At 36.9% G+C, this 18,030-nt stretch carries 18 protein-coding genes; 7 read left to right on the top strand and 11 right to left on the bottom strand.

Annotated elements, in window-relative coordinates:
• Positions 1–110: 110 nt before the first annotated feature.
• Positions 111–761 (top strand): ankyrin repeat domain-containing protein, encoded by a 651-nt coding sequence (locus tag PK943_04320; protein HRN78440.1) that lies wholly within the window; start codon positions 111–113, stop codon positions 759–761.
• Entirely contained in the window at positions 742–2,613 is a 1,872-nt protein-coding gene (locus PK943_04315) for a hypothetical protein (GenBank protein HRN78439.1), read from the top strand. The genes PK943_04320 and PK943_04315 overlap by 20 nt, the downstream gene beginning before the upstream one ends.
• 14 nt (positions 2,614–2,627) lie before the next feature.
• On the opposite strand, the gene PK943_04310 is transcribed toward PK943_04315, so the two are convergent.
• Positions 2,628–3,521 carry a DMT family transporter gene (locus PK943_04310; protein ID HRN78438.1) on the bottom strand — a complete coding sequence of 298 codons (894 nt, stop codon included), beginning with the start codon at positions 3,519–3,521 and terminating at the stop codon, positions 2,628–2,630.
• A gap of 226 nt (positions 3,522–3,747) precedes the next feature.
• Between PK943_04310 and priA the strand changes: the two genes are divergently transcribed.
• Complete coding sequence (priA, locus tag PK943_04305; GenBank protein ID HRN78437.1) at positions 3,748–5,727, top strand: primosomal protein N'; 1,980 nt, start codon at positions 3,748–3,750, stop codon at positions 5,725–5,727.
• Here the strand turns inward: priA and orn are convergent, their stop codons facing one another.
• On the bottom strand, positions 5,728–6,267 hold the full coding sequence (gene orn, locus PK943_04300) for an oligoribonuclease (protein ID HRN78436.1): 540 nt from the start codon (positions 6,265–6,267) through the stop codon (positions 5,728–5,730). It lies immediately after the preceding gene.
• A gap of 18 nt (positions 6,268–6,285) precedes the next feature.
• Positions 6,286–6,960, bottom strand: coding sequence for a hypothetical protein (locus PK943_04295; GenBank protein HRN78435.1), 675 nt, complete (start codon positions 6,958–6,960; stop codon positions 6,286–6,288).
• Positions 6,961–7,046: 86 nt separating this feature from the next.
• Here PK943_04295 and PK943_04290 point away from each other — a divergent pair, with 86 nt between their 5' ends.
• On the top strand, positions 7,047–9,257 hold the full coding sequence (locus PK943_04290; protein HRN78434.1) for an ATP-grasp domain-containing protein: 2,211 nt from the start codon (positions 7,047–7,049) through the stop codon (positions 9,255–9,257).
• Between the two features lie 8 nt (positions 9,258–9,265).
• On the opposite strand, the gene PK943_04285 is transcribed toward PK943_04290, so the two are convergent.
• Together PK943_04285 and PK943_04280 are read right to left on the bottom strand one after the other, a co-directional pair.
• The gene (locus PK943_04285) at positions 9,266–9,709 is read right to left on the bottom strand and encodes a hypothetical protein (GenBank protein ID HRN78433.1); all 444 of its coding nucleotides are present in this window, start codon (positions 9,707–9,709) and stop codon (positions 9,266–9,268) included.
• A gap of 41 nt (positions 9,710–9,750) precedes the next feature.
• Complete coding sequence (locus PK943_04280) at positions 9,751–10,323, bottom strand: nitroreductase family protein (protein ID HRN78432.1); 573 nt, start codon at positions 10,321–10,323, stop codon at positions 9,751–9,753.
• 71 nt (positions 10,324–10,394) lie between these two features.
• On the opposite strand from PK943_04280, the gene PK943_04275 reads away from it, so the two are divergent.
• The 3 genes from PK943_04275 to PK943_04265 all read left to right on the top strand — a co-directional run bounded on the left by PK943_04275 (position 10,395) and on the right by PK943_04265 (position 12,890).
• Entirely contained in the window at positions 10,395–11,222 is an 828-nt protein-coding gene (locus tag PK943_04275; protein ID HRN78431.1) for a hypothetical protein, read from the top strand.
• Positions 11,223–11,414: 192 nt separating this feature from the next.
• The gene (locus tag PK943_04270; protein HRN78430.1) at positions 11,415–12,167 is read left to right on the top strand and encodes a hypothetical protein; all 753 of its coding nucleotides are present in this window, start codon (positions 11,415–11,417) and stop codon (positions 12,165–12,167) included.
• Between the two features lie 42 nt (positions 12,168–12,209).
• Entirely contained in the window at positions 12,210–12,890 is a 681-nt protein-coding gene (locus PK943_04265; protein HRN78429.1) for a hypothetical protein, read from the top strand.
• 80 nt (positions 12,891–12,970) lie between these two features.
• Here PK943_04265 and PK943_04260 read toward each other — a convergent pair whose 3' ends face one another.
• From PK943_04260 to gspG, 6 genes are read right to left on the bottom strand one after another with little or no spacing between them, the layout of a single operon-like run.
• A complete protein-coding gene (locus tag PK943_04260) occupies positions 12,971–14,593 on the bottom strand; it encodes an MlaD family protein (GenBank protein HRN78428.1) in 1,623 nt (540 codons plus the stop codon).
• A gap of 21 nt (positions 14,594–14,614) precedes the next feature.
• Entirely contained in the window at positions 14,615–15,673 is a 1,059-nt protein-coding gene (locus tag PK943_04255; protein ID HRN78427.1) for a hypothetical protein, read from the bottom strand.
• Positions 15,657–16,664, bottom strand: coding sequence for a prepilin-type N-terminal cleavage/methylation domain-containing protein (locus PK943_04250; GenBank protein HRN78426.1), 1,008 nt, complete (start codon positions 16,662–16,664; stop codon positions 15,657–15,659). Before PK943_04250 ends, PK943_04255 begins: the two co-directional genes overlap by 17 nt.
• Positions 16,661–17,068, bottom strand: a complete 408-nt coding sequence (locus PK943_04245) for a prepilin-type N-terminal cleavage/methylation domain-containing protein (protein ID HRN78425.1) — start codon at positions 17,066–17,068, stop codon at positions 16,661–16,663. Before PK943_04245 ends, PK943_04250 begins: the two co-directional genes overlap by 4 nt.
• Positions 17,049–17,600, bottom strand: a complete 552-nt coding sequence (locus tag PK943_04240; protein ID HRN78424.1) for a type II secretion system protein — start codon at positions 17,598–17,600, stop codon at positions 17,049–17,051. The genes PK943_04245 and PK943_04240 overlap by 20 nt, the downstream gene beginning before the upstream one ends.
• Positions 17,590–18,012 (bottom strand): type II secretion system major pseudopilin GspG, encoded by a 423-nt coding sequence (gene gspG, locus PK943_04235; GenBank protein HRN78423.1) that lies wholly within the window; start codon positions 18,010–18,012, stop codon positions 17,590–17,592. Before gspG ends, PK943_04240 begins: the two co-directional genes overlap by 11 nt.
• Positions 18,013–18,030: the final 18 nt, after the last annotated feature.

Below are 18,030 nucleotides of genomic sequence, written 5' to 3'. Positions count from 1 at the left end.
TATAGTGAGTATACACTACAAATATATCTATTAAAAATTGCAGACACGTCATTAAATAAGTATGCTACATCAAAATCAGTATCAATCAAAACTACATACAAAGGAGTTTTATGATACACCCAAGAATATGGACCATGTGCATAGTTTCTCTTAGTATTTATATGGGCAGCAGCCACCATCTTAACGCCATGCTTGCCACAAGAACTTTTCTCTTTTCATCATATAATCAGTTCCGTATGCTTCACACCCACAAACGTCTAATCAATCAAGCAATTTTGGCAACTATTTTTGCAACTGAATGTAATAATCAAGAAAAAAAAAGAATCATTAGCCATCAATTAAGTCAAATACCTTATTACCATCCATACACAAGTAGCCTTAACATGACACTCTTTATACTCAATAGTATAGGTAATCATGATAATTTTATAACCACACCATATAACCGATTTGGATGGACCTTGCTACATGTGATAGCGCAAGAACCTTATCCGTATTTTTTTAGAATTTTATACAAAAATACAACTGGATTAAACATTGAAGTACAAGATAATATAGGTAATACACCTCTTCATCATGCTGCACGTAGTGGTCAATGGTACATGGTCAAATATTTGTGTGCAATAGGTGCAAATGTACATGCACAAAATAATCAGGGACTTACACCCGATCAATTGAGCGCAAAGTATGACCATGAACTTGTAACACATTATTTGCAAGCACAAAAAAAAGATACTTCTCATGAACAAGAAGAAAAATAGACAGGTCATTATATTATTATTTTGTGCTTCAGTTTTTACTGGTAGCCATCCCAGTGGTATAGCATTTGTGCGATTACGCAAACCACTCACCTATTACCAAGATGTATATGGTGATCCTGCATGGGGGTTACAAAAAACTTATTTACTTTTGGATAAACAGCGCCATCGTAGTCAAAAAACAGCAGGGCTTGCGGTGCTAAAATTAGATATGCCAGTAGGTAAAGAATATATGCATCGCGTACGCGCTACTCAACATGCATTACCTTACCTATTTGATGCCATCAAACACGATATAGATAATACACAATTATTAGCAAAAGTATCCGCACAAGATCTTAAAATGCAATTTACATTTTTGGGGGATGCATACATCGGACATATACAAGATAACAGCACTACAGATAGTTCTTACCAACCATTCCATCATAAAAATAAGATAAAAACTAAAAACTTTGCATTGGTGGGTGATTTTAAGATAACTAATATAGATGACGTGTTTACACAACTTATTAATGCAGGACTCAATCCAACAAGAGAATCCGATATAACCATTGTCGCGAATCTTATTTCTTATTATCTGGATCGCGAATACTTGACCACCTCAATTAGTGCAGATACGTATCAATACATACAGGGACAACAATTGGCAAAAACCATTGCGCAAGAAATTGATCTTGTACGTGTATTCAATTATGCAGCAGATGATTGGGATGGGGGCTATGTATTTGCCGGTTTATTAGGCAATGGTGATGTATTTGTGTGTCGTGATCCATCAGGCATCCGCTCTGGATTTTTATATCTAGATGATGATGTAATTGCCGTGGCATCAGAGCGTGCTGCGCTTATGCAAGTATTCAATACAACATCAGAGCATATAGTTAGCATAAAACCAGGATATATACTCATAATTAAAAACAATGGACATATCAAAGAGCAACAATTTATTAAGCAATTACCATTACGCCAATGCGCTCATGAGCGCATTGGTTCAAACACTAATGACTATGATATTTATGAAGAACACAAAACACTCGGACGCAATAATGCACAGCAGGTGCTTGAAGCCCTGAATTATAATCTAGAACACGTCATATTTGATTACATTCATGGTGCCGAAAGTGCATTAATTGGCATGCTTGAAGAAATTGACCAACTTATACACACTCGCCATGCAAACATATTATGGGAAAAAATAAAACACCATGATATATCACCAGAAGATATTGATATCTTTGCTAACTGCAAACCTCATTTTGAACGCATATGTAATGGGCAGCTAGCAAACATGATTTTGACTAAAGGCATCATTCAACCAGAAGATACATTTGTACTTATGGTTAATTCTATTGAACAAAGCCTTGCACAAAACCCATCATTCTTACACTACATAATTGATTTAAATCCCAAGCGAATTATTATTGTCAACGCATTTCCACCAACTATGTATCCCGACTGTTATGCTACAAATATGTATAACCTAGACGAATTGATCACCTTTCAAGCAATGCTAAGCTTACTCGCAGAACAAGAAAAAACAGAATATATACATGAAACAGCTCTAGCATGTGCAGCACAAATAAATACTGACTCAGCTCAAGCCTATAGCCCTATACAAGCACTGTATGAACACCTAACACTTGAACAACTTGTAGCAAAAAACGCAGAACTATTACTACCAGCTGGTACCACATGGCAAGGAGGACTCGACATTATATACCAAACCATAGATGGATTACATCACGCAATGCCAGATCATACGGGGGACTGGTGTTTTACCGGTAATTACCCCACACCAGGAGGGTACAACATATTAAATAAACATTATTTGAATTGGTACAACAGGTTAAGATAAAAAATTATCTTTGATTAACCCGCATGAATATGTGTAAGTTCATCTTGGTAAAAAATGTATAATCCAACAAGAACAATTATACCTGATGCATAAAAATTCCAGGTGATTTTTTCTCCAAACCAAAGCCAGCTGTAAAATACCGCAAAGCATGGCGCCAAAAAATCAGTGAATGAAAGAAATGTCACGCTATAATGCTTAACAAGGTTGGTATACAAATTTTTGCAAATAACATTACTAATTATTACCAAAACCATCAGACCAGTAAAAAATGATAATGGATTAGAAATATAACAATCTTCAATCGCAAAAGCAGTTCCTAGCCCCAATATTCCCGCACCAAACATAGAAATACCATTAATCATGCCTGATGCATACTCATGAGTTCGCACCAGTATACGTACTATAATCATGCCATATACATGCGCCACTACAGCACCAAGCGCTGCAAGTTCCGGCCATGAAATAAACACAAACTCACCAAGAGATCGTTCGGTTAATGATGTTGTTATAAGCATAGGAACCAATCCTATAAAGCCAATACTTAACCCAATCCATTTTTTCTGAGTAAGTTTTTCTTTAAAAAATATAAATGAAAATAATGCCGCCACAAAAGGGCTTACATTGAGTAAAAAAGAAAATTTACCAGGTTCTAAATAACTCAAGCTCCAATAGCGCAAAATATATTTCAGATAGACCCCTATTACCGTAAGTTGCAGATACAACCAAATGTGATTCTTTTGAAATCTAAAATGTGCACGCGGATTCAAGTACTGGTAACCAAGTAAAATTAATCCAGCTATACCCATACGTATACCAGATAAAAATGCTGGAGAAGTAAATTGCAATAGAAACTTACCAATGGGATTTGAGGCACCAAAAAACATGTGGAGTACAAGTATTTCAATCATGTTGCCTGCCTATAATATATAATATTTTGCTTTGATCATATCAAATACCACAGTAAATTGCACAGATCAATTATATAAGTTCAGATATTTGACAATACAGAATAAATATACTAAAACTTACCGAGCTTAACGCAATTATAAGCACCGCAAGTAGTTTAAGATTATATTGAGTACTCCTGCCTTTTCATTTTTTTAACTTGCGGTGTTTTTTCTGTATACTAATACTATGTTTATTAATGTGAGACTACTCAATGGGTTCAATGAACCCCTACTCTATCATATCCCCGAGCATTGGCAGCAGAAACCATCCATTAATTCTATTGTGCATGTACCAGTACGCAATCAGATTGTACCGGCCATAGTAACACAATTATTGGTCAGCAAGCCGGCACATATCACGTTTGCTATCAGAGATGCAGATCACCTGGAAGCGTTTCCACATGATACCTGTTATGCACAGTTTATTGCACAACTTGCACAGTATTATGCACTTGAACCACTGCACTTTGTCAAACGAATCAAACAATTTGTGACAGATACAAAAAAACAAGATGTTGAATATCAAGCACAAGAATACAGTACCCCTGCATTATTAGATGTGCAGCTGACCGATGAGCAACATAATGTATGTGCATTTTTAAAACCCCATATTACCACGCCACAATACACACCAACCGTGCTACATGGTGTAACTGGTTCTGGCAAAACTGAAGTATATAAAGAGTTAATTATGCATGCACTCACACACAACAAATCCGTGCTCTTATTATTGCCAGAAGTTACTTTAGCACTCGCGTTCGCACATCGGCTCAAACATGAACTGCCTGATCAAGTTACCTTGTTTAGTTTTCATTCAGCAGTAGGAACCAAAGAAAAAAAACAATTGTGGCAAGCATTGCTCGATGCACAACCAGTGGTGATTGTGGGCGTACATTTACCCGTGCTACTACCTATTGCAAATCTTGGATTAATTATTGTTGACGAAGAACATGAGACCGGCTACCAAGAAAAAAAACATCCCAAAATTAACTCCAAAGAAGCAGCCATTATGCGTGCATATACAGCTGGCATTCCGATACTACTAGGTTCTGCAACTCCATCAATCCAAACACTCCATAATGTGCAACAAAAAAATTGGCACTTTTTTCAACTACCTAAACGTTTTGCAGGGGCATTCCCCGCTATAAAAATAGTTTTGTTATCTGATAAAAAACAACGCAAAAATTTTTGGATTAGCCAAGAACTACAAAATGCAATCAAAGATAGATTACAAAAAAAAGAACAGATCATTATATTTTTAAATCGTCGTGGTTTTAGTTTTTTTGTGCAATGCAAACAATGTAGTTTTATATTCTCATGCCATGGTTGTTCGGTAAGCTTAACACTACACACAGATGGCCGTCTCACCTGCCATTACTGTGATCATAAAATGTTACTCCCTACCGCTTGTCCAACCTGCCATGCAGGTGAACATCAGTTTTTAAAAAAAGGTATTGGCACCCAACAAGTGGTCAGCATTATACAACAACTATTTCCAGAAGCACGCATTGCGCGAGCAGATATGGATAGCACGGCAAAGAAAAAAAACTGGCAAGAAACGGTAGTACAATTTGCAACAGGTAAGATTGATATTCTAGTTGGTACGCAAACCATTACTAAAGGATATGATTTCCCAAATGTTACTTTGGTTGGTATTTTATGGGCAGATTTGAATTTACATTTCCCCATCTACAATGCAGCAGAAACTACGTTGCAACAACTTATCCAAGTTGCAGGACGTGCCGGCAGACAACGTGCAGAAAGTTTGGTCATTGTACAAGCTATGGCAAACCACACTATATTTGAATACATGAATGAAATTGATTACATAAAATTTTTCACGCATGTTATGGGATCTCGCAAAATGCTCGGATACCCGCCCTACAAACGATTAGTAGAAATTGAACTTAAACACACCGATGAATTAACCGTTGAACGTGATGCACACACATTAATCTATGCATTACAAACAAACCGCTCACTCAAGAAATGGGATTTACATATTTTGGGTCCTGCAAAACCACCCGTGCATAAAATTAAAAATACATATGCACGCAAAATTTATATTAAGGGGGTTAGCATGCAGGAAATTGTTCTGTTGTTTGCTAGTATCAACCATAAGAAATACAAGAGTTCAATATACTTCTGTCCCAATCCAGTTACCTGATTACTTAAAAAATGTCTGACGATAATATTTAAGCTCGTCAATTGATTCTTTAATATCCTCAAGGGCACGATGCGTATCTGCTTTTTCAAATGGTGTAGAATCTGGATACCAACGTGACACTAGTTCTTTAATCGTTGTTACATCAATCAATCGATAATGCAAATATGCAACAATGGTTGGCATATATCTACGCAAAAATGCACGGTCTTGCCAGACTGAATTACCGGCAAGGAGCGCCGTGTCTTTAATACAATATTGTTGAATAAATTCTAATGTTTGTTGCGCAGCTTCTTGCGTAGAAATTCTGGATGTACGTACTTTGTCTAACAAGCCAGACTTGGTATGTTGCTCACGTGACCACATATCCATAATATCTAGAACTTCATCTGAATGATAAATCACCAATGATGGCCCATAGGCAAGAATATTCAGATCACTATCGGTAATGATAGTTGCAATTTCTAAAATAACGTTTTCCTCCGGATTTAACCCGGTCATTTCAAGGTCAATCCATACTAAATTTTGTTCTTGTTGAGCCATACATGATCTTTCGCTTTATTAATCTAATGGATGCAATCTAGATCCATTGACAGCATATGAAGAAGGCGGACTGTCAAAATGGTAACTATTTTTATGCGCAAGGTGTATTGTTATTTCGTTAGACTGGTTTACCATTAATTCTTCCCGTTTTTTTTCATATGATTTCATATACTCTTCTTCTGTCATTGGATTAAACCGCGCTTGCACTCTTTTTGCATCGAGCATTTTCTTTGTGGTATGAATAATATCTTCAAGTATACTTTTTACATAAGGTAGCTGACCACCTAAGTAATGAGCAAGAATTATTTTAAATGCATAATACTTATCATCAGATAATCGAATAAAAACATTACGTTTTTGCAAACGTTTATTCAGTGCTTGAGTAAGTTGATCAAGAGTAAGTTGATCAAGTTTGTATGATTTATCAGTAAATCCATAAAAATACAATGTCGTTTTAAAAAATGCTTCAAGTTGTTCCGGTGAAATGTTACCGTTTCTTGTATATACCGTTTGAACAGATGATTTTTTCAACTTATTTATATACCCATGGCGCAAGTCAACTTCTTTTGTACCAATGCGCACTGTTCCCTCAAAGTATTCATCTTGCGTAGTTTCTCTTGGTGAAGACATCGCACACACCTGATGCACTGTAACCATGTTAGATAATAACAACAATGCACATAAGTTTTTCATAGGTATATCCTTTACCATATGTAGATAAATATTTATGCTTATACAACACGCGACAATTACTCAATCTCATTTTTTAAGGAAATAACATGCAAAAAATTCGCGTTGGCGTACTGATGGGTGGCAAATCAATTGAACGAGAAGTTTCATTTAATTCCGGGCGTACGGTATGCGATCATCTTGATACATCACGTTACGAAATTATCCCTATTTTCCAAACCCTTGAAGGACACTTATTTATACTACCACTCCATTTTTTATATCGTGGTAAAATTAGCGATTTTCAGCATAGACTTTCTAAAGAAGCTCAAAAAATCATATGGGACAAGTTACCCGAACTCATAGATTTTGTCTATATTTGCACACACGGTAACTGGGCAGAAGATGGTACTTTACAAGGATTTTTGGAAGTTCTTGGTATTCCCTATTTAGGTTCAAAAATTTTGGGTAGCGCATTCAGCATGAATAAAATCATGCAAAAAGAAATTTTGCGTGCACATAACATTGAAGTTGCACGTGACTGTGTGCTAACACCAAAACACATAGAATCACTCGACGAATCAACTATTCTAGAACAACTTGCACAGAAAAATATCACATTCCCTTGCATAGTAAAACCATACAAAGAAGGCTCAAGCTTGGGGGTACGCGTCGTCACACATCCACAGGAATTACTGCCAGCAGTACATCATGCATGCACTATTAATCCTCAAACAAAGCAAGCGGTATTAATAGAAGAAAAAATTGAAGGAATGGAATTTTCTTGCATTACTATTACTGATTATAAAACCAATACACTTATATCATTACCACCAACCGAAATTGTCATCGAAAAAAATACTCATATTTTTGATTATGAACAAAAGTATATGCCAGGCCGTGCAACCAAGTTTACACCAGCACGATGCAGTGATGATCTCATCAAAAAAATTCAAGATACTTGTGTACAAACAACTCGCGCACTCGGACTTACTAATATTTCCCGCATTGATGGATTTGTAACACCAGATGAGCACGTATTTATTATTGATCCTAACGCTTTGTCCGGCATGGGCCCTGCAAGTTTTGTATTTCGTGAAGCAGCAGAAATTAATATGAGTCACACCAAACTCATTAATCATTTAATTGAAACAGAATTACATGCATATGGTATGCTCGACAAATTTATACATCAAGAAAAACTCGAAACAAAAACTATGAATACACGCAAATTACGTGTCGCAGTACTCATGGGTGGCGACTCTAATGAACGAGAAATATCACTCGAATCAGGTAGAAATGTTACCTATAAATTATCTCCTTACAAATATGAAGTACTACCCATCTTTGTAAACAGTTACATGCACTTGTTTCATATCAACCAATCATTATTAGTCCGTAATTCAACCAAAGAAATTGACGCCATTGTAACACCAGCTATGCAAATTACATGGCATGATTTACCACAACTGGCAGATTTTGTATTTATTGCACTGCATGGTGGTAAGGGTGAAAATGGTGCTGTGCAAGGCACGCTGGAAATGCTTGGTATACCATATAATGGCTCATCCGTACTGACAAGCGCTTTGTGCATGGATAAATACAAAACAACACAATTTTTACGTACACAAAATTTCGATGTACCACATGCATATTTAATTGATAAAGATGTGTGGCAACATAAAAAAGAACAACTCGTACAACATATAGAAGAAAACATCGCGTTTCCGTGCATAGTCAAACCGCATGATGATGGTTGCAGTGTCTTAGTAGAAAAAATTACCAACATACACCAACTCATACAAAAAATAGAATATCTTTTTACACAGAATAAATCCGCAGCTTTGGTTGAAGAATTTATTCGCGGCATGGAATTAACCGTAGGAGTAATTGGCAATGAAGCCCCTCATGCATTACCACCAAGTCAAACCGTTACTACGCACGATATACTTTCTATGCATGAAAAGTTTTTACCTGGTGCAGGCGAAAACCAAACTCCAGCACCATTGCCACCCTCTGCTTTAATGTTAGTACAAAAAACTATGGAACGTGCGTATGCAGCACTACAATGTAAAGGATACGCACGTATTGATTGTTTTTATCAATCTGCTCAGCAAAGCCCAACAGGCCAAGAACGTGTAGTTATATTGGAAGTTAACACATTGCCCGCTCTTACACCTGCTACCTGTATTTTTCATCAAGCATTAGAGGTAGGTATTAAACCTATGGATTTTATTGATCAAATTGTGCAATTTGGATTAGAAGAACATAGAGCTCACCATATAAGCAGCAGCCAATTGCCTACACAGATATCTGATTAGCATTGTCTTTATAAAAGCGGCTCAATTATTGTTATAATGCACCAGTAGCTCAGTAATGCTGCTAACATATTACTTATCCACGTAACAGCAATAAGCTTCCAAGTATTTTCTTCTGTCATAATATGCAGAGGAATTAAAAAAAGAGATTGCAACGTAGCATATACAATACCCAAATATATACATGCAAGCAGCGTATCATTGGTTGCTGCTGCTTCAGTCATATCTTCCGATGCAAAACGATATGCAATAAGACTAATGCCAAGAATCAGATATAACATAAATGAAAAAAAGTGAGCGCTAAATGATAAAAGTACCGCTCGTGTCAACGACATACCAAGAAGTATCCAAAATAAAAAACACAATAGAAATGTGTTAATTAAAATATGAAACCAATCATACGTAATACTAAAAATCCAAGCAGCTAGCACAAAATCTGCTATGTACGACATCATCTATTTGACCTCTTTTTCAAAAAAAATATTCATCTATAAGTTTACTTGAATGCCCCCTCAAAAACAAACTCTGTTATATTTTTTCTCATGCTTGGTTTTTCTTTTTCTTGTAAATCAGCTGGTAACTCCTCTTTGTTGCCTGGTTTACCAATGGCCGCCATTGCTTCTACGGTATACCCATCGGGAATATTTAATCTTCTTTTTGCACGTTCATAACTAAAACCTTCCATCCCACGTACTGCTAAATTATTGATGGTACCTTGTAATGCTAAATTTTCCCATGCAGCTCCGGTATCGAATGAATGAGTACGCGAATATTTACCACTATATTCAAACGTATCACACGATGCAATAACCAAGAGCACTGCAGCATGTTGTGCCCATTTTTTATTAGAATCATTCAGTAAATCAAAAAATATATCCCATGCAGGCGTATCTTTTTTTGCATACACAAATCGCCATGGTTGATTATTAAATGATGATGGCGCCCAACGTGCCGCTTCAAATAATGTCATAAGTTCGGCATCAGAAATAGGTTCACCTGACATAGCACGTGGCGACCAACGATGTAAAATGATATCATGAATTGGATAATCAGGTTTGCGATACGTCATTCTTGTCTCCTCAAAATCAATTGTGCAACACTCAAGAATATTTAACAAAAAATAACAATACGAGTTATAACGTGAAACAATATATTCTCTTATTTATATTCAGTACATTCTATGCATATGGCATGCAAGAACCTTCTGAGCAATTAAGCACACATCGTCACGGGTTATGGGAACAACTTATTCATTATATACTTCCTTCACATCAACAATCCGTAACAACATCTCTACGACCAGATGCACGCCTCATTATTCCCGGTAATCATACACCTAATAATAATCACACACCCGATATTAATATCAATCTTTATTTGTCACAGCAACAAGCAGTAAACACACGCACAGATATGCACCCTACATTTAATACAGCCATCAGCTCAAATGCGTATGCTCAAGCTGATGCATCTAATATTTTAAAAGGTATACCTAGTAGCTCGAGTGCTTATATGATAACCCATAAATGGCAAATTATATTAACTGGCGTGCTTACCTGTTACACGTATGTGTGTTACCAAGTGATAACAGGCAACTTATATCTTCAAAGAACCGATATATGGTCTGCATGGAAGGCCCCTTTGTCCCTACAAGAACTATGTGCTCTACCAGACAAAGACCTTACACAAGCACTTATTTTTGCTATACAAAACAAATATATAAACCTAACCGACCCTATGGATACCGGAGCTCCACTTGCTCAGTTTATGCATGAAATTGAATCAGAACGCATACAATTAGAATATTACCAGTATCTGCACAACTGGATTAAACGAACCCATACTACCTGGCTATTTCCCCTCAATACTTCCAAGTATAGCACCATAGAACAACGGCTAGACCGACTTGCCTTCATAAAACATCTTTTTGTGACCTGGCTCACGGAACAAAAGATAGACCACCAGTAAGAATCCAGCCTCTGCAGCTGGATAGCACCCCTACAACCATTACCCCTTTTTCAGGTTAAAAACCTATTTTTTTAATCATACTAAATCATACGCATATTTCCTTTTTGTAATATTATTGATTTTTACCCATAAAATTGGCTAGCATTAATATGAAGCTAAAATTTAAACATAAAAAATAAAAAGAGGAAAAAAATGAAACTAACCAATACGTTAATGCTCACTACCCTGGCTTTATTAAGCATAGGTAATACTGCATTTGGTCATATTTATTCGTTTACTAACCACACTAAAAAAAGAGTACATGTACGAGTTAAACTTGGTGGTATTGGTGAACCATGGTACTACGTAGGTAAAAATCCGTTCCAAACCAAAGAAAACACAAAAAACTTTATTCCAGCAGGCGAATCATATGAGTTACGTTTTGTTCTTGGTGAAGGCCCTGGTGATTATTCACGAAAATTTGGATTTTGCTTAGCATTCATCCAATATTCACCGAATGGCCAAACATGGTCAAATGTTGAACCAACATTTGTAGAATCAAAAACATCTAATGATCTACTGAGTGCGGCTACTGCATTTACTAAAGGTGCTACAGAAACTGCTGCAGCAGTACTCCAAAACATACCGGAAGTTAAAAAATCATCAAAAGACCTTGCTGATGAAGCAGCACGTGAATTAATTGAAGGTAAAAAATCTGCTGAAGAAACTAAAAAATCATTTCATGTTTCTCAGCTAAAAGGTGTTGCCGAGCTACCTCTTGATAAAATAGTTTCTTCTATCGGAACTATGATCCAAAAATCTATGTGTCGTGAACGTCACTTTGACATTATTCCAAACATGGTACTAGAAGCTACAACTCAAGAAACAGAAAAATCTGGTCAAATAACTGAAATGAGCGTTGCAGAAGCTATTGGTCAGCCATTGTTTATAACAATCGCAAAATAGGAATTAATAAGAATATTTTTTAATAAAAAAGGAGTTATTATTATGAAAAATATGAGTAAATTAATGTTAGTTACCCTCGCTTTATTAAGCATTGGCAACTCAGCATTTGCGTATATTTTCTCATTCACTAACCACACAAAAAATACAATCCATGTGCGTATGAAACTTGGTGGTATTGGTGAACCATGGTATTACCTAGGAAAAGATCCATACCAAACCAAAGAAAATACTAAAAACGTCATGCCTGCAGGTGCTACCTATGAATTACGCTTTGATGCAGGTGATACAGTAACTATGTTCCAAAAAAACTTTGAAAAAGATAAATACAAAAATGACTATGCACGTAAATTTGGTTTCTGCTTAGCATTTATCCAATATTCACCTAATGGTCGTACATGGTCAAACGTTGAACCAGTATTTGTAGATTCAAAAACATCTAATGATTTATTAAATGCTTCTTCTGCATTCTCTAAAGGTGCAAGTGAAACTGCTGGTAAAATTATGAAACAAATTCCACAAACTAAAGTTGTTGGTGAAGTAGTTGAAAAACTACCACTTGATAAATTGGTTTCATCAATTGGTACTATGATTCAAAAATCTATGTGTCGTGACCGTCACTTTGATATCATCCCAAACATGGTACTATCTACTGATACAAAAACTGAAGAATTGAAAGTTGCAGAAGCTATTGGTCAACCGTTGTTCATAACGGTAGCTAAGTAAGCCTCATACTTTAGCAATAAAAAAGAAGCTTTTAGCGAGTAGTTACTCACTAAAAGCTTCTTTGATTTAATAATAATTATTTACGATTGTATGAACCCACCGGCTCCCGATACACCACCAAGCAGATATTTAACATCATCGTCACCAAAGCGAGCACCCAAACCAAAGAAAGCGCTTGCATTACGTTTACTAACAAAATCGTCTGCTCCTGCCGTAATATAAATACTATTGAGGACAAACATACGGTTGATCCATTTGAAATATGGTCGATTATCATCACAACGATTCCAACCATGCATATCAGACAATTCAAGTGTAGTAACCCATCTAAATTGATCAGTACCAAATGGAATATCAACATCCACACCAGCACCGGCACTGCCTTCAAATAAACCAAATCTAAACGCTATATTTTGGTAAATTTTACCAAATTGTAACCCAATCTTGAGCGTATTTCGTTTATATTTTGTTTTGCGTTCAAATAATAAATCTTTTGGATCAATTTCCAATTGTTGCCCTTTTTCTACATCTACACTGAGTGAAAGTGGGCTGACTATCTCACCACGAGCATTTACATAATCACGCTCGGTTTTATCACGATAGGTATACCCTTTTTCGTTCGTTGCGAGTTGCAATAGATAAAAATGATCCTCATTTGGATGTATGCGCACATCGAAGTATCCTTTTGCATTTTCTAAGTGATAATTTTCTGCATGACGATAAAATCCTTCAAAGTGTGTATCGAATACAAATTGCACACGATCAAGTTTGGTAACATAATTTTTGAAACCTTGAACTGCTATCTTGAGATCATAATAGGTTTCGTCTTCATTCACTAATTTACCAAGTATACCTTTGCCTTCATCTATTTTTTCTGCAACAGAACTTACATTACGCAACCCGTCACGTGCTTGCACAGAGGCTTGTTCAAATGCCTCTACTGATGTTTCTATACGCGTAGCTACACGATCAAAATCACGATCAAAGGCATTGGAAATTTTATCCATACCTTCCCTGAATGCAGGGAATATATCTTTTTCAAGCTGCAGTGATAAACGTTCAACGTTACTACCGATTTCTAACAACTTATCAATGTTATCTTCATTACGTGAGAATGCGCGCTCAAGTGTTTGTGAGAATGCAGACATACGTTCTGCGGTAGTTTGCATGTTGGCAAAGAATTCATGTAATTGTTCTTGCCCACCAGAACCACCAACTACGTTGCGGAATGAATTAGTTACATCTTCAATATTGGTTGCTATTTTTTTTGCTTGTTGCAATAAATCATCAATAGATACAGGAGCAACTGCTGGTCGATCAAGTGCATCGCCCGGCTCTAAACGCTGAAGCAATGGATCACCGGGAATAACTTCTATAAAATGCGGACCCAGTAGACCATCTTGGCGTACTACTGCATGCGCATTTTGATACAGATTATAATCACGTAAAACCATTACGGTAGCCTGCGCAGTCATGTCTCCATTGGCAATGAGTCCAATTTTTTCAACCCAACCAACTTTTACACCAGCAATTTTAACATCTGCTTTGCGAGACAAACCTGAGATATCTTTAAAGTACATGACGTATTCAGTATATTTACCTCGGTCAAAACGAAAAGCACCGACCTGAAACCCCATGTAGATAAACACCGCAACGGCTAATAAAACAACAAAACCAACTTTCGTTTCTATTTTACCTTGCAACGCAATTCCTTTTTTATTACGTCAGAGCCAATATAATTTTTTTATGCTTACATTATACTCAATTTTACTATTGCGTACACGCGAGTACCGCTCTACAATCGCAAGTAATCGCTGTGTTACTAATCCTACAGTACCATGCACAAGTACGGTAAATGTAGTTGGCTCAAAAGTAACATCTAGCACTGAGTCTAATCCATTGGGCAAACTCTGCAACTCTTTTTCATACAATGGCTTGAGGAGCTCATCCCAATCTTGTTTCCATTGCACTGTTTTTTTGAATTTTTTATTCAATTTTTTTATTACATCTTCTCGCTTGGCACTATCGCCAGGTTGTGCTTGCTTGATTTGTAATATGCCAAGTAATGAATCAGAAAACAACCATGGTTGTAATGTATCGGTTCGGCTATGTACCGTAAAAATATCAGTTAAATAGATAACAACATCCTTGGACTCTTGCGTACGCGGCTCATAAAAAACAGCATTTCTAAATACATCAAACTCCTTGATAGTCAGTAGCTCAGTTACATCATTGAGGGGACGGCTTCTTTTTTTCAAAAACGCAGACAAGGCGTTGAATGTATCTTTGGCACCAGTGAGTACCTCTATACGTTTACACACAACTTCCATGAGTTTATGCCAATCGGCTGTCGGTTGTCCTTTGCCTTTGAATTCCTTTTTTTTATAATCATAGACAGTATTCAAATCTATTTTACCTTCTTCTGCCCCCAAACAAATTTTTATAACACCATCTATGCCATCTATATTTTTTTTCAATTGATATGTTTGCCAGCGATTGATGGTAGGTGTAATACGTTCCCATAGTTGTTTGGCTGGATCTGATTGCTGATTTGTATTTTCTTCTTTCTGATCTTTTGGTGCAACAAACAAAGTAAGCTGACTCTGTGCAATAGCCAGACCACCCTGTGCAAACATGATTGCCTTCTGTCGCTCAATATGTGAACGCATAAATGGTAAATACACCGAACCACGTAAAAAAATATAGGTACCAACTGCAATAGCACCAGTAATCATCATCAAAGTTACCAAAAGAATATAGCCTGCGTTATGCGCGTGCTTCATGTGTTTTACCTCTTGTTGGCGCCCTGCGCATTGTTTGTGCCTGATATGTTACGCGTTTATCTGATTGGACAGTCTGCGTATTAGAACGCCGCACAGTAGCACTTGCTGAATCACGCCGAACAGCCGGACGCTGTTGTGGCTGACGAATGCGTTCAGTTAATGTACGCGGTTGCGATTGTGCAGGTGTAGTAGCACGTTTTTGCGGTACCGGCTTAGTAGTTGCATCTAGGCTTGATAGAATATCAAATATAAAGGTAAAAGTTGTTGAACGTTGGAATGTAGCATCATCCCACAATTCAACTTTCATAATTACCCAATGAGGAATCGGTGGTAATTTCTGTTCTTCTGTACGTTCACCTTGCTGCACCGGCGATTGCCATTCCTTTTTAGTTACTCGTTCAAATTCCGGTTCTTGTTCTTGCGTTTTGTTTGCCTCAGGTGCCTTATTTTTCTCAACCATTGCAATATAATCAATGGCCACATTTTTTACGCCAGTAATTAGCTCATATGCACGTATTTTTGAATTCTCTGACGTGTAATCTTTTAGGTCTAATGAATTACCCTCTTGCCGCATAAGCACAAAAGAATTTGCACGTTTTTTTTCTGGAACCAATTTATATACCACGCGAACTATAGCTGGCTGTGGTCCCCCTACCCGCTCTGACCAATATGTAGGCATCGGATTATTGGTAATAAATGTCAGCTGTTGCAAAGTAGCATCTCCAACAAACACATGCTCAATTTTTTTCAGCTGTTCGTTTTGTTGGGTACCAGTTGTTTGTAATTCATCAAGTGGTATAAACGCGCCACTGATGTCTCGTTGTATTTGCGCATTATATAATGCCGCACGACCATAGATATCGGTAAAGCGCTCCACACGTATTTGTGATTGCACCATTTGGTTCCACAATCCAATAAGCAATACACTAATGGTGGCTGCTATCGCTGTTGCAAAAAGTACTTCAATGAGAGTAAATCCTTTGTGCATCATGACGCTTGCTCCGATGCTATGCATTGTAGCGTACATAACACATCATCTTTACGTTGATTGTTATATGACCACATAGCAGTAACACGCTCAGTATACATACCTTGCACAGAACTTAATGCAGATTTTTTATCAACAGGCTTAAGCTCGTAACGCAATATAGTTTCAGGGTTACTCACTCGTTTTTCAAGGGTAAATTGCGTTGTATTCTTTGGCTGCTGCTGGCGTGCATTAAATAAAAAATCACGCATAAAAAATATACGTTGCATATGGTTGGATACACCTGCTACACGGCGCAAAACATCCGCTTGCATAAAAAATAATGGACTCATTACCGCGGCAATAATGACCATAGCAAATAATGTTTCGAGTAATGTGAATCCAGATTTATGTTTGGAATGTATCATATACCTTAAATTGTGCTGAAAAAGGATTTAATACCAAGCCAACCTTGCGTGGACGATTATCTATTGTATCTTTTGTATCAAATAAATTTATAGTAACTTCTTGGGTAAGCCCTTGTGGCATAACCACAAAATAGGCACTTTTAATTTTTCTATCACTCATTTCATTTATATGCTCAATAAAAAACTGTTTGATTTCAAATTGTGGTTGCCACGTAAAAGAAGATCCTATGCCTCTGACTGGCTTTGTTTTGAGCTCACCTTTTTTTGGTTGAATATCATCAGCAACTTCAATATGCACACGTCTGCGGTCAAAATCAAAATTTACTGTATGTATTTTATGTTGTGCAATTGCCTGCTGCTGCGCAAACTGCGTAATGGCATTGAGCCGCGCTATAAACTGTTCTCGTTCATAGCGCGGGCCACGTCCTGCAAAATTGGGAATTATCATGGCTGACAGTACGCCAATGATCAGCATGACAAATAATACTTCAAGCAGCGTAAATCCCTGCTTGCCTATTAATTTATGGGGCATAAATCCAATCTTCTTTTTTGCCACTCTTACCACGTGAATACAATTCATATGGATTTTCTGCTTCCGGAGTAGGTTTATAAACAAATTTTCTACCCCATGGATCTAATGGTACTGCTTTTTTTGGTAAGTATGGACCTGACCAATTTGCGCTTTCTTCACCAGTTGGACGTTTAATTAAGTCACGCAAAGAATCAGGAAGTCTACCAGTATCGGTTTGGTATAATGTAATAGCTTGTTTAAATTGCAATAATGTTGTTTTTGCTGTATCACGCTTTGATCGCTCTAGGTAGTTAAACAATTGTGGAACAATTACTGCCATTAAGCCGCCAATAATAGCCATAGCAATAAGAACTTCCCACAAAGTAAACCCTGGTCGAGTACAGCGAACCGTTTGTCTTTCTGTCATTGTCATAATATCTCCACATATATA

Source organism: Candidatus Dependentiae bacterium, from assembly GCA_035445995.1.
In the GTDB taxonomy this organism is placed as follows: Bacteria; Babelota; Babeliae; order Babelales; family Vermiphilaceae; genus DAOMRS01.
This window is presented reverse-complemented; position numbering and strand designations above follow the sequence as displayed.